Annotated in this window: 9 protein-coding genes and 4 pseudogenes; 6 read left to right on the top strand and 7 right to left on the bottom strand. The window is 67.8% G+C overall.

The annotated features are described in order from the left end of the window. Nucleotides 1-325, top strand: a pseudogene (locus CSW58_RS02135) (metallophosphoesterase); the annotation flags it as partial. Between the two features lie 30 nt (nt 326-355). On the opposite strand, the gene CSW58_RS02130 reads toward CSW58_RS02135, so the two are convergent. The 3 genes from CSW58_RS02130 to CSW58_RS02120 all read right to left on the bottom strand — a co-directional run bounded on the left by CSW58_RS02130 (nt 356) and on the right by CSW58_RS02120 (nt 1,789). Continuing rightward, nucleotides 356-973: a superoxide dismutase gene (locus CSW58_RS02130; RefSeq protein ID WP_099446125.1), complete on the bottom strand. Its 618-nt coding sequence runs from the start codon at nt 971-973 to the stop codon at nt 356-358. Between the two features lie 67 nt (nt 974-1,040). Continuing rightward, nucleotides 1,041-1,451, bottom strand: coding sequence for a hypothetical protein (locus tag CSW58_RS02125; RefSeq protein ID WP_099446124.1), 411 nt, complete (start codon nt 1,449-1,451; stop codon nt 1,041-1,043). Then, complete coding sequence (locus tag CSW58_RS02120) at nt 1,448-1,789, bottom strand: hypothetical protein (RefSeq protein WP_099446126.1); 342 nt, start codon at nt 1,787-1,789, stop codon at nt 1,448-1,450. The genes CSW58_RS02125 and CSW58_RS02120 overlap by 4 nt, the downstream gene beginning before the upstream one ends. Nucleotides 1,790-1,973: 184 nt before the next feature. On the opposite strand from CSW58_RS02120, the gene CSW58_RS02115 reads away from it, so the two are divergent. Further along, a complete protein-coding gene (locus CSW58_RS02115; RefSeq protein ID WP_099446123.1) occupies nt 1,974-3,881 on the top strand; it encodes an HWE histidine kinase domain-containing protein in 1,908 nt (635 codons plus the stop codon). Nucleotides 3,882-3,890: 9 nt separating this feature from the next. Here CSW58_RS02115 and CSW58_RS02110 read toward each other — a convergent pair. Further along, a pseudogene (locus CSW58_RS02110) lies at nt 3,891-5,089 on the bottom strand (CaiB/BaiF CoA transferase family protein). A gap of 121 nt (nt 5,090-5,210) precedes the next feature. Between CSW58_RS02110 and CSW58_RS02105 the strand changes: the two are divergent. Further along, nucleotides 5,211-5,768 (top strand): DUF4142 domain-containing protein, encoded by a 558-nt coding sequence (locus tag CSW58_RS02105; protein WP_236627594.1) that lies wholly within the window; start codon nt 5,211-5,213, stop codon nt 5,766-5,768. On the opposite strand, the gene CSW58_RS14655 is transcribed toward CSW58_RS02105, so the two are convergent. The 3 genes and pseudogenes from CSW58_RS14655 to CSW58_RS02090 form a co-directional block, all read right to left on the bottom strand. Continuing rightward, nucleotides 5,677-6,189, bottom strand: a complete 513-nt coding sequence (locus CSW58_RS14655; RefSeq protein WP_236627593.1) for a PaaI family thioesterase — start codon at nt 6,187-6,189, stop codon at nt 5,677-5,679. The genes CSW58_RS02105 and CSW58_RS14655 overlap by 92 nt on opposite strands. Nucleotides 6,190-6,268: 79 nt before the next feature. Then, nucleotides 6,269-9,879 (bottom strand): annotated as a pseudogene (locus tag CSW58_RS02095) (M1 family aminopeptidase). Between the two features lie 13 nt (nt 9,880-9,892). Further along, a pseudogene (locus CSW58_RS02090) lies at nt 9,893-10,770 on the bottom strand (ABC transporter ATP-binding protein). A gap of 175 nt (nt 10,771-10,945) precedes the next feature. Between CSW58_RS02090 and CSW58_RS02085 the strand changes: the two are divergent. The 3 genes from CSW58_RS02085 to CSW58_RS02075 form a co-directional block, all read left to right on the top strand. Next, nucleotides 10,946-11,623, top strand: a complete 678-nt coding sequence (locus tag CSW58_RS02085; RefSeq protein ID WP_099446122.1) for a fumarylacetoacetate hydrolase family protein — start codon at nt 10,946-10,948, stop codon at nt 11,621-11,623. A gap of 10 nt (nt 11,624-11,633) precedes the next feature. Beyond that, entirely contained in the window at nt 11,634-12,275 is a 642-nt protein-coding gene (gene maiA / locus CSW58_RS02080) for a maleylacetoacetate isomerase (RefSeq protein WP_099446121.1), read from the top strand. Next, nucleotides 12,268-12,623 (top strand): carbonic anhydrase (locus CSW58_RS02075; RefSeq protein WP_143755048.1); only part of this gene is annotated, 356 nt, incomplete at its 3' end. The genes maiA and CSW58_RS02075, both read left to right, overlap by 8 nt.

Genomic DNA, 12,623 nt, shown 5'->3' with positions numbered 1-12,623 from the left:
CCCCCTGATCGAGATGATCGGCGGGCCGATGACCGCCAAGGTAAGAGGCGGCACGCGCGCCGCCCAGGCCTTCGCCGAGGCCGGCGCCGACCTGGTCCTGACCGGCCACATCCACGCGCCCTTCGTCCATCCCTATCCGTTCGGCGACGGCTGCACCCAGGCGGTGGGGGCGGGAACCCTGTCGATCCGTGAGCGCGGCGTGCCGCCCAGCTTCAACATCATCGAGGCTGACGACTGCGACATCCGCATCACCGCCATGGCCTTTGAGCGGACGGGCTTCGTCGTCTGGCGGACCTGGAACCTAACGCGCCGCCGCTGCGCCTAACCTGGGCGACAACGGCGGCGGTCTTAGTCGCTATTCCGGCGCGGGATACAGCCAGCCTTGGCCGTCGCCGCCGGCCGAGGCCAGTTGGGCGTCGGCCAGGGTCCAGTTGGGCAGGGCGTCGAACCAGGCGCCGAGGAAGCCCTTCCGATCGTTCTGGTGATCCAGATAGTAGGCGTGCTCCCAGAGGTCGCAGACCAGCAGCGGCGTGACGCCGGGGCGGGTCAGGGTGTCCTCCGCGTCGTGAGTGGAGATGACGGCCAGCTTGCCGTCCTCGACCACCAGCCACACCCAGCCCGAGCCGAAGTGCCCGACACCCTCGGCGACGAATTTTTCCTTCAGGGCGGCCATGTCGCCGAAGGCGGCGGCGATGGCGGCGACCAGGGCGGGACCCGGCGCGGTTTTGTCGGGGCTCATGCAGTCCCAGAAGAAGGCGTGGTTCCAAGCCTGGGCGGCGTTGTTGAACAGCTTTCCCGGGGCGGCCTCGCGGATCACCTGTTCCAGGGGACGCTTGTCGCCCTCGGGCAGCAGGCCGTTGAGGGCGGTGACATAGGCGGCGTGATGCTTGTCGTGGTGGAAGCGCAGGGTGTCGTCCGAGATGGTCGGCAGCAGGGCTTCGTAGGCGTAGGGCAGGTCAGGAAGCTTGAACATGTTTACTCCATCCGAAAACGCCCCCGCCTTTCGGCGGAGGCGCGGCAAATCGCACTTGCGTCAGGGCTTAACGCGGGGGGGTCTGTTTGAGGTCCATGAACGCCTTGGCGACGATGGTCACCAGCGCCGGATTACGGAAGGCGATCACCCCGGCGGCGATCGCCGCCGCGGCCGACAGCACCGGCCGCTCCTTGACCATTTCGAAGGCCCGCTCGGCCAGTTGGAACGGATCTGGCTGGGACGCTGTCGGCGCGGAGGCTCTGGCATGTCCGCCGTCGGCCTTGCGCACCATCAGCAAGGCCCCGATCACCGCGAAGACGGCGAAGATCGCGGCGACGATGGCCGCGCCTCCGGCCGGACCGACCAGCGGCAGCAGCACGGCGTAGACCGCGAAGGCGCCCGCCACCACGCTGACCGCGGCGGCGGCGACGATCGCCGCCGCCGCCGCCAGGGTCGTCAAGGTCTTTTCGAAGATCACTTGTTGTGGCTACGGCTGCCGCCGGCCAGGAGCAGGCCGATCAGCAGGCCGACGCCAAGACCGGCCAGGGTGGCGGTGATCGGACGTTCCTTGACCCGCTCGCTGACATAGCGCTGGGCTTCTTCCAGCTGCTGACCGGCGGTGTCCGAATAGGTGCGGCTTTGAGCGCGCAGGGTGTCGAAGCCGTCCAGCAGGGACTGTTCGACCCGCTTGGCGGCCTCGGTCAGGCTGATCTTGGCTTCGTCGAAGCTGCGTTCAGCGTGTTCGAGGGCCGAACTGGCCGAGCTCGACGCCTTCTTGGCTTCCTTGATGGCGGGGTTCAGGGCGTTGTCGGTCATGATCATCTCCGGTTCACGGCTGGCGGCGGGAGGAACGCAGCCCGTGAAGCTGCGCCCCGTCAACGCAAAGCTTTCGCGGCTGGTTCCATTCTAACGCCAAGCCTCAAGCTTAACCACTGCAGATCGCACTCGGAAAGGGCGGATCGAACTCGCGCGGTGGGCGAAGGCGGTCTATGGTCGAATCATGGCGGACGCGAACGACACGCGAGCAGCAGACATCGAGACGCGGCGTTTGCGCGCGCTTGAGGCGCTGGTCGCCCTGGACGGCGACGCCGCCGATCCCCGCTTCGAGCGCATTGCGCGCCTCGCCGCGCGGCTATTGTCGGCCTCCCGCGCCCGTATCGTCTTGATCGATGATCGCCGCGCCTGGCTGAAGGCCGGGCATGGCGTGGCCGAGCCCGAAACCCCGCGCGCCGACTCCCTGGCCGAGGCCTTGCTCAAGCTCGGCGGCGGCGCGCGGATCGCCGACGCCGCGTGTCTGGCCGCGCTAAGCGCCAACGGTGCGGGCCAGTCCCTGGCCTGGGCCCCGCTGATTGATCCTGACGGCCTGATCCTGGGTCTGTTGATCGTCGAGGACTTCGAAGATCCCCAGATCGGCGACGCCGACGCCGTCGAAGCCCTGGCCGACCTCGCGGCCCTGTCGATGGTGGCGCTGATCCGCGACGCCGAAGTCGCCCGCCACGACGCCCAGCGCTCGCTCGACGCCGAACGGCTCTCGCTGGCCCTCGACGCCGCCAAGATGGGCGAGTTCGAGTGGGACATCGCCGCCGACATCTTCCTGATCAGCCCGCGCATGTCCCGCATTTCGGACCTGCCTGCGGGGGAGATGCCGGCCAGGGCGGGGACCGCCATCAACGACGTCATCGCTCCCGCCGATCGCGTGGCGGCGCGGCGCGTGATCGAGGAACAACTGCGCTTGAAGGGGCGCTTCGACATCGAGTATCGCCCCACCCTCGATGACCGCCAACGCCAGGCCTGGCACAGGGCCTTCGGCGTGCTGGTGCTGGGAGCGGACGGCGAGCCGGAACGGTTGATCGGGGTGGTGCAGGACGTCACCCAGCGGCGCAACGCCGACGATCAGCGCGAGAACCTGCTCAGCGAACTCGATCACCGCATCAAGAACCTGTTGGCCGTCGTCCAGTCGGTGGCCTCGCAATCGGCGCGCAAATCCTCGTCCCTGGACGGCTTCCTCAAGACCTTCGCCGCCCGGCTGAAGTCGATGAGCTCGGCCCACGACCTGCTCAGCGCCGCGCGCTGGCGCGGCGCGACCCTGGCGCGGATCGCCGCCGCCGAGCTTGGCGGGCTGGCCCCCACCCAGACGCGCTGGGACGGCCCGGAGCTTTTCCTGTCGCCTCGGGCCGCCGCCGCCCTGTCGCTGGCCCTGCATGAACTGGCGGTCAATGCGGTGAAGTACGGGGCCCTGTCGGTTGAAACCGGGCGGGTCGAGGTGGTCTGGCGCCGGGCGCCAGAGGGCGGCTTCTCGCTGGAGTGGCTGGAGACCGGCGGCCCGATGATCGCCCCCCCGGCCCAGCGCGGCTTTGGCGCGACCCTGGTCGAGGACGTGGTCGGGCGCGAACTGGGCGGGCGGGCGACCATCGAGTTCCGCCGCAGCGGCGTCACGGCCATGATCCACGCCGCCGCCGACGCCCTGGTCGAAAACGACTCGCCCGAAACGCCGGCCCCGGCCGAGAGCCGCATCGTCGAGACTCTCGGCGGCGAGGAAGCCTTCCGTCCCGCCGCGATCTCGGGCCTCAAGGTGCTGATCGTCGAGGACTCGCTGCTGCTGGCCATGGAGCTTGAGGCCGGGCTCGAGGAGAACGGCGTCGAGGTGGTCGGCTGCGCGGCCGAGCTCAGCGAAGCCCTGGCGATGTTGAACCTGACCTTCGACGCCGCCGTGCTCGACGCCGATCTCAACGGCCAGTCCGTGGCCCCGGTGGCCGAGATCCTGCGACGCGAGGGCCGGCCCTTCGTGTTCGCCACCGGCTATGCCGACAAGGCCGCGCCGATGGGGTTCGACGCCCCGATCGTGCGCAAGCCCTACAATGTCCATCAGATCGCCCGCGCGATCGCCTCGGTGACCGGCCGGGGTTAGGACAAGGTCCTAGATCACGCCGCGGCCGCGCAGGCCGGCTATGGCGTCCGGCGACAAGCCCGCCACCTCGGCCAGCACGGAATCGGTATGCTCGCCCAGGCCAGGTCCCGGCCAGCGCACCGCGCCGGGGGTCTCGGTCAGGCGGGGAAAGGCGTTCTGCATCTTCACCTGACCGAACACCGGATGGGGCACGGTGACGATCGACTCGCGGGCGATGAACTGAGGGTCGACCAGCATTTCGGGCGCCGCGATAGATCCGGCCGGTGGCGATCCCCGCCGCCTCGAGGCGCGGCAGGAGGTCCTCGATGGCGTGGTCGGCGGTCCAGGCGGCGATGCGCGCGTCGAGTTCGGCCTGGTGCGCGCCGCGGGGCCGCGTGATCGCGATAGCGGACGTCCTCGGCCAGGTCGGGGCGGCCCATTAGTTCGCATAGGCGCCGGAACAGGGTGTCCTGATTGGCCCCGATCAGGATCAATTCGCCGCTCAGGGTCGGATAGACATTGGACGGCGCGATGCCCGGCAGGACGGCGCCGGACCGTTCGCGGATATAGCCGGTCAGGTCGTATTCGGTGATCAGGTTCTCCATCACCGACAGCACGCTCTCATAGATGGCCGCGTCGACGACCTGGCCGCGTCCGGTGCGCTGGCGGGCGTGCAGGGCCATCATCACGCCGAGCGCGGCATTGAGCCCCGACAGGCTGTCGCCGATCGAGATGCCGGCCCGCGCGGGGTTGCGGTCGGGCTCGCCGGTGATGTGGCGCAGGCCGCCCATCGCCTCGCCGATCAGGGCGTAGCCGGCCTTGTGCGACGAGGGGCCCGTCTGGCCGAAACCCGAGACCCGCGCCATCACCAGGCCGGGATTGAGCCGGGCCAGGTCGTCATAGCCCATGCCCCAGCCCTCCAGGGTGCCGGGCCGGAAGTTCTCGACCACGACATCGGCCTTGGCGATCAGGGCCCGGGCCAGGTCGCGGCCCTCCTCTGTGCGCAGGTTCAGGGTCACCGAGTGCTTGTTGCGGCCGATCACCGGCCACCAGGGCGAATGGCCCTTGGGTTTGGAGCGGCCCCACTGGCGCATCGGATCGCCGACCCCGGGATCCTCCAGCTTGATCACCTCGGCGCCGAAGTCGCCCAGGATCTGGCCGCAGAAAGGCCCGGCGATCAGGGAGCCCATTTCGATGACCCGCAGGCCCTTCAGCGGCGCGTCGGCCATCGATGTTTCCCCAGAGATCACGGAACCGATCACGGCCGCGTGAAGTTCATATCACCAAGACGGCGCCGCGCGACGCCATGTCTCCTACCGTTTCTAAGAATACGCGCAGGGAAAGAAAGCCATGACCCGCAAGATCCTTATCGTCGGCGCCGCCTTCGCCGCCCTCAGCCTCGCCGCCTGCGGCGACAAGACCGAAACCAAGGGCGCCGCCACGCCCAGCGAACAGGCCGCGACCCCGGACGCCAACCCCGCCGCCACGGTCCCCACCATGGCCGACGAGAGCAAGGCCCCCGACTTCGTCGCCAAGGCCGTCGCCAACGACATGTACGAGATCGAGGCCGCCAAGATCGCCCTCAAGCGTTCGACCAACGCCGAGGTCAAGGCCTTCGCCAAGATGATGGCCGACGGCCACACCTTGACCATGGAAGGGCTGAAGGCCGCCATCGCCGCCTCGGGCCAGACCCTGACCACCCCGACCATGCTGCCGTCCGACCTGCAGGACAAGATCGACGACCTGAACAAGTCCAGCGACAAGGACTTCGACAAGACCTATGCCGACGATCAGGTCGACGTTCATCAGGCCGCGCTCAACCTGCTGCAGCGCTACGCCCAGGACGGCGACGTCGCGACCCTGAAGATCTTCGCTGCCGACACGGCCCCAAGATCCAGGAACATCTGAACAAGGCCGAAGGCCTGAAGAACGGCATGAAATAGGGCCCTTGCGTCCTTCGAGCTTCGCCTTGGCGGACCCTCGAAGGGCGCGACCCTTCAGGGATCGCGTAGGCCACGGTCGCCTTCGAGACCGCGCGCTCGCGCGATTCCGTCCACATCAGGACATCGGCCGTCGCGATGCGGCGGCCGAGCTTGAGCAGAACCGCCTCGGCATAGAGGTCGCCCGGCTTGGCCCCGCGCAGGAAGTGGATGGTCAGGGACGTGGTCACCGCCATCTCGACCTCGCCGATATGGGCCAGGACCAGGGCATAGGCCGCGCGGTCGGCCAGCCCCATCTGGGTCGGTCCGGAAATCAGTCCGCCCGGCCGCAGCGACCGGGCGACATAGGCCTGGCGGATCAGCACCCGACCGGGCGTCACCTCCAGCACCTGGCCAGATCCCCGCCTTCGGGAAAGCCTTGGCGAAGAAGCCGTTCAGGGCCTCGGCGTAGCTTGAGCCCGAGCTCGCTCACCCGCCGACCTTCAGGATATTGTCGTCGCCGTTGCGGTCGATCACCGTGTTGTAGGGATCAACCCCGGCGAAGGTCGGGATCAACCCCGGCGAAGGTCGGGGCTTGTCGACGACGAAGGTCAGGTCTGGACGCCCGAGCGGATCGCGCGGCGCTGGTACAGCACCACATTGCCGGCCGTGAAGGCCTTCTTCCCCGGCTCGGCCGTGAACAGGCCCACATCCATGGTTTCGTTCAGCGCCGCGGGGGTCTCCTTGCCCTTGCCGTCGGCATAGAGCTTCTTGGCGTCGACCGTCACCGTCACGTCGAAGCGACCATCAGCGCGCGGCTTGACCGTCGCGGCCGTGGTCTTGAGGTCATAGAGGGTGATCTTCTCGAACAGGTCGGTGATCAGGGCCTGCTTGTCGGCCGGCGCCTCGGCGCGGACCGCGGCCATGAAGTCGAGCGTCGTCGGATAGGGCGCGCCCTTGAAGGCGTGGTCGGCGATCAGCCGGCGCAGGGCGCGATTGACCGCCGCCTCGCCGATCTCGCTCTGCAGCCGGTACATGACCAGCGAGCCCTTGCGATAGTGGATATAGCCCTGGTTCTCGACCTTGTAGAGCGGCTGCTCCTCGAGCGGATCGCCGCCGCGGGCCCGCAGATAGCTGTCGAGCTCGAACTTCAGGAACTTGCGGATCTGGCTCTCGCCGTACATCCGCTTCATCACCATCAGGGCCGAGTACTGAGCGAAGGTCTCGCTCAGCATCGTGCCGCCCTGCTGGTTGGCGCCGATCACCTGGTGGGCCCACCACTGGTGGCCGATCTCGTGGGCCCCGACATAGGTGACCATGTCGATCTTTTCGGGGTTCTGGTAGTTGGCGATGAACACCAGGCCCTCCGACCACGGCATGGTGCCGGCATAGGCCTGGGCGAATTGGGCGTAGTCGGGGAACTCCAGGAACCGCAGCTGGCGGAACTGGTAGGGGCTGAATTCGCCCTGATAATAGTCCAGCGAAGCCTTCATCGCCGCCTTCATGCGCTCGATGTTCCAGGCGTGCTGGGCGTCATAATAGACCGCCAGTTCAATGCCCTTATAGACCTCGGTGGACACCGCGAACCGTCCGGACTGGATCGAGACGAAGGCCTGGATCGGCGCCTCGGTGACGAAGCGCGCGATCCGGCGGTCGCCCTTAACCACATCGGACACCTTGGTCCCCGGCGCGATCGGCGTCTGGTCGGCCACCGTCGAGACGGTGATGTCCGACGACACCCAGTCGGCGTCCTTGCGCAGGCCGTTGAACTGCCTCGACGCGACATCGCCCAGCCGGGCCATGCGGCGCTCGGCCGGCAGACCGTACTTGCGGCGCTTGGCCCGGTCCTGCAGCAGGCTGTCGCGCGACATGCCCAGGATCGGCGCGATCTCCAGATTGTTGATGAAGGTCCCGTTGTCGACCACCCGCGTCTCGGCCCCGCTGTTGGGGAAGCCCTGCTGGGCGCGGCGGGTGATGAAGCTCATCTTGCGCTGCTCGCCGGGGTTCATCGGCGTGTCGAAGGCGAAGATCCGGTAGTTGAAGCGGTCGAAGGTCTTCTTGGAGCGCGCGCCCTGGATCGACAGGGCCCGCACCTGCAGGTCGCGGTCGAAGCGGACGTGGATCTCGCGCAGGGGCTGACCGGTCCGGTTCTCGATGGTGTAGGACCCCGTCGTGTCGACCCGCGGCTCATGCGGATAGAGGGTCACGTCCAGGGTCATGGCGACGATCTTGGGCTGGGGCAGATTCTCGAAACCCAGCAGGGTCTTTTCGTAGTCGGCCTGCCATTTTTCGTTGTCGATGCTGGTTCGGTAGGTGTTCCAGATATTGGTGTTGACGAAGATGAAGGCGCCGGACGCGGCGAACACCGCCAGGGCCCCGGCCATGACCAGTCCGGCCTTGCCGGTGATCCGGCTCGGCAGCCGACGCAGGCGCGGCAGCAGCCGGCTCTCGGTCCCGCGCCGCCACAGGCCGTAGGACAGCACCAGCAGCACGACCGCGAACGCCGTCCAGTACAGCCGCAGCCACCAGGGACCGATCCAGAACTTGCCCAGATTGTTGATGTCGGAGAACGGCGTCTCGCCGGTCGAGCCGTAATTGTAGAGCTTGTGCTCGAAACCCAGGCTGGTGAAGGTGATGGTGGTGATGATGTAAAGCACCATCAGGCCCCAGCCGATGAACTTGTGCGGGCTGATCGTCTGCAGGAACACCGCCAGCACCGCCAGCAGCACCCAGTCCACCGATTGCGGCAGCACGTACCACAGCAGGTACTTGCCGATCTCGAAATGGGTGTAGCCATGCAGCAGTTGGCTGATGACTGCGGCCAGCACGCTGACCAGCAGGGTCGAGATCAGCACCAGCGAGATGGCCAGGATCTTGGGGACCACGAAGGCCCAGTCCGGAACAGGCGTGGCGTCGATGATCTCGTGGGTCTTGCGCTCGCGCTCCCGCCAGACCAGCTCACCGGAATAATAGACCGCGATGATCATCGGGATCAGGCCGAACGACCCGATCAGCGGGGTCAGCAGCACGCGGGTCAGGGGATAGACGACGCCGCCATAGCCGGCGGCCTCGGTGGCGAACCACAGCGAACCCATGGCGTTGGCCAGGCCCAGGGCCAGCAGCACGAAATAAGCCGGGCTCTTGAACACCTGGCCCATGTCGAGGCGGGTGCGGGCCCGCAGCTGGGCCCAGGCGGCCTGGCCGTCATAGCGCGGCGCGGCGCGGGGCGCGGGGCCCTGGGGCGGCGGATCAGCCGCCTCGACGGCCGCCTGCGACTTGCGGCCGCGCCGCGCGCCGGAAAGCTCCGCCGACTGGAACCGGAACAGGAAATAGGCCAAGGCCAGGAAGCCGCTCGACAGCGCCAGGGAGAAGATGCGGTTGAACAGCAGGACGCCGCTGACGGCCGGGATCAGCGTATTGCGCTCATTGGCCGTCCAGTACTTGGTGACCAGGCCATAGGCGGCGGTGCCCAGCGGCTCCCAAAGGGCGGCGGTCTTTTCAAACCCGGGCTTGTCCAGCGCGATGCCCGCGATGATCCAGACGACCATGAAGGCGATCACGCCAACATAGGTCCACATCATCGAGCGGGTGATGGTGGCCAGGGCGAAGAAGATCGCCGAGGTCAGGAAGATCGCCGGCAGGGCCAGGGCGAAATAGGCGAACAGATAGGCCTGCGGCAGGTTGGGACCCAGCCGTTCAGGATCGATCCACGGCATCAGCGAGCCCAGGAAGATCGCCAGGGGCACAACCAGGAACGACAGGGCCGCCGCGATAAAGGCCCCCGTGAAGCGGCCGTACAGATAGTCGAACTTGCCGACCCGGGTGGATCTCAGGATGGGGCCAAAGCCCGTCTCGTCGTCGCGCACCACCACATTGGCGACAAAGGCCGTGGTCACGAACATGTAGAAGATCGACCAGACGAGATGGATCTGGGCGATCATGGCCGGCGAGTTCTTGTGGACGTTGCCACCGCCGCCTATCCGGATCTGGTCTATCGTCGTCGCGCCGAACGTGAGCAGGAAGAAGATGGCCGCCACCACCCAGAAGACCGGCGACTTCAGCTGGTAGCGGAGCTCGAAGCCCGCGATCTTGCGAAACATCGGCCAGACCCTCCTAGGCCGCGCGGCGGGTGGTGGTCAGGGTCGAGAAATAGACATCTTCCAGCCCGCCGGTCACCGGGGCGAAGCCGTCGCCCGGGTCGGCGTCGGCCAAGATGTGGATGACGGTGCGGCCGCCCAGCAGCCGGGTCGAGATCACCTGGTGGCGGGCCTTGGCGGCCTCCAGCTCCGACTTGTCGATGGTCTTCTTCCAGATCCGGCCGTCCAGCTGGCTGACCAGGGCGGCGGGCGCGCCTTCCTTGACGATGCGGCCGTCGCAGATGATCGCCATGGCCGGGCAGAGGTCGGAGACGTCCTCGACGATGTGGGTCGACAGGATCACCACCACGTTCTCGCCGATCTCGGCCAGCAGGTTGAGGAAGCGGTTGCGTTCTTCCGGGTCGAGGCCGGCGGTGGGCTCGTCGACGATGATCAGGCGCGGGTCGCCGATCAGGGCCTGGGCGATGCCGAAGCGCTGGCGCATGCCGCCCGAGAAACCGGCGATGGCCTTCTTGCGCACGGTCCACAGATTGACCTGGTTGAGCAGGCTCTCGACCGTCTCCTTGCGCTCGCGGGCGTTGGACAAGCCCTTGAGCACGGCCATGTGGTCAAGCATGTCGTAGGCGGAGACCCGCGGGTAGACGCCGAAGTCCTGCGGCAGATAGCCCAGGGTCCGGCGCAGGGCTTCGGGGTCTTGAGCACGTCGATGTCGTCGAAGCGGATATGGCCCGAGGTCGGCGCCTGCAGGGTGGCGATGGTGCGCATCAGGGTCGACTTGCCGGCCCCGTTGGGTCCCAGCAGGCCGTACATGCCCCGGGCGATCGTCAGGCTGACCTCGTCCAGCGCCTTGACGCCGTTCGAATAGACATGGGTCAGGTTCTCGATGATCAGCATCTGCGCTCTTAAGCCCCCGAGTATTAACGCCGGCAGTCCCCACTCCGTCATGACTCGTTGGCGGGCAAGGGGGCAAGTGAAAGAACGTTAAGGCGGGGCCCTTGCGCGGGGTTCGCCCGGCTCCGCGCGAGGCTGGACGCTTCCGGCGGCGGGGTTTTGGCGCTAATCAGGCGGCATGACGACCTTCGCTTTTTCCCCGCCCCCCGTGTCCATGGTTCCGGTCGAGGGCGCAGACGCCGTCTTCCCGGTGCGCCGCGTGCTCTGCGTCGGCCGCAACTACGCCGCCCACCGGCGCGAGATGGGCGGCGACGACCGCGATCCGCCGTTCTTCTTCGGCAAGCCCAGCGACGGCCTGGTCCCGCCGGGCGTCGAGGTTCCCTATCCGTCGGCCACCGCCGACCTGCACCACGAGATCGAGTTGGTGGTGGCCCTGAAGTCCGGCGGCCGCGACATCGCCGTCGCCGACGCCCTGGACCACGTGTTCGGCTATGCGGTCGGGGTCGACCTGACCCGTCGCGACCTGCAGGCCGTCGCCAAGGCCAAGGGCCAGCCCTGGGACGCCGCCAAGGGCTTCGACGCCAGCGCTCCGATCTCGGCGATCCGCCCCGGCAGGGCCCCGCCCCAGGGCGCGATCAGCCTGTCGGTGAACGGCCAGCCCCGTCAGGCTGGGCAGATCGCCGACATGATCTGGTCGGTGCCCGAGATCATCGCCGAGGCCTCGAAACTGTGGGCCCTGGCGGCCGGCGACCTGATCTTCACCGGCACCCCCGAAGGCGTCGCGGCGATCGTGCGCGGCGACCGGGTCGAGGGCGCGGTCGAGGGCGTCGGCGCCCTGACCTTCACCATCGTCTGAGGAAAACGTCATGGACCTCGTCCTGCACAGCGCCTGGCGGGCCAGCGCGCCCTATCGGGTGCGCATCGGGCTCAATCTCAAGGGTCTGGACTATCGCGTCGTCCCGGTTGACCTGGTGACCAACGCCCACCAGCAACCGGCCTATGCGGCGCTCAACGGCCAGAAGCTGGTGCCGACCCTCGAGGTCGACGGCCGCAGCCTGACCCAGAGCCTGGCCATCCTGGAATGGCTGGACGAAACCGTTCCCGAGCCCGCCCTGCTCCCCGCCGACCCGCTTGACCGGGCCGTGGTGCGGGCCATGGCCGAGATCATCGCCTGCGACATCCACCCGGTGAACAATCTGCGCATCCTGCGGGCCCTGGCGGGGCTGGGCGTCGACGAGGACGGCCGCGACGCCTGGGCCCAGCGCTGGATCGGCGACGGCTTTTCGGCCCTGGAGCCGATGATCGCCCGCCATGGCGACGGCTTCTGCTTCGGCGCGACGCCCGGCCTGGCCGACTGCTGCCTGATCCCGCAGATCTACAACGCCGCCCGCTTCAAGGTCGACCTGACCCCGTTCCCGGCGATCCGCGCCGTGGCCGAACGCGCCGCCGGCCATCCGGCCATCGCCGCCGCCCATCCCAACCTGCAACCGGACGCCGTCAATGCTTGATGACCTCAAGAGCAACAATCGCGCCTGGTCGAACGCCAAGACCCAGGTCGATCCCCAATTCTTCAAGCGGCTCGAGAACCAGCAGAGCCCGGAATATCTGTGGATCGGCTGCAGCGACAGCCGCGTGCCGGCCAACGAGATCGTCGGCCTGGATCCCGGCGAGCTGTTCGTTCACCGCAATGTCGCCAACCTGGCCCCGCCCCAGGACGCCAACTATCTGTCGGTGCTGCAGTTCGCGGTCGACGTGATCAAGGTCAAGCATGTGATGGTCGTCGGCCACTATGGCTGCGGCGGCGTGGCGGCGGCCATCGACGGCCAGCGTCGCGGCCTGGTCGATCACTGGCTGCA

It is taken from the genome of Caulobacter sp. B11 (assembly GCF_002737765.1).
GTDB lineage: Bacteria > Pseudomonadota > Alphaproteobacteria > Caulobacterales > Caulobacteraceae > Caulobacter.
Note: the sequence above shows the minus strand (reverse complement) of the source record. Positions and strands in the feature narration are given on the sequence as shown.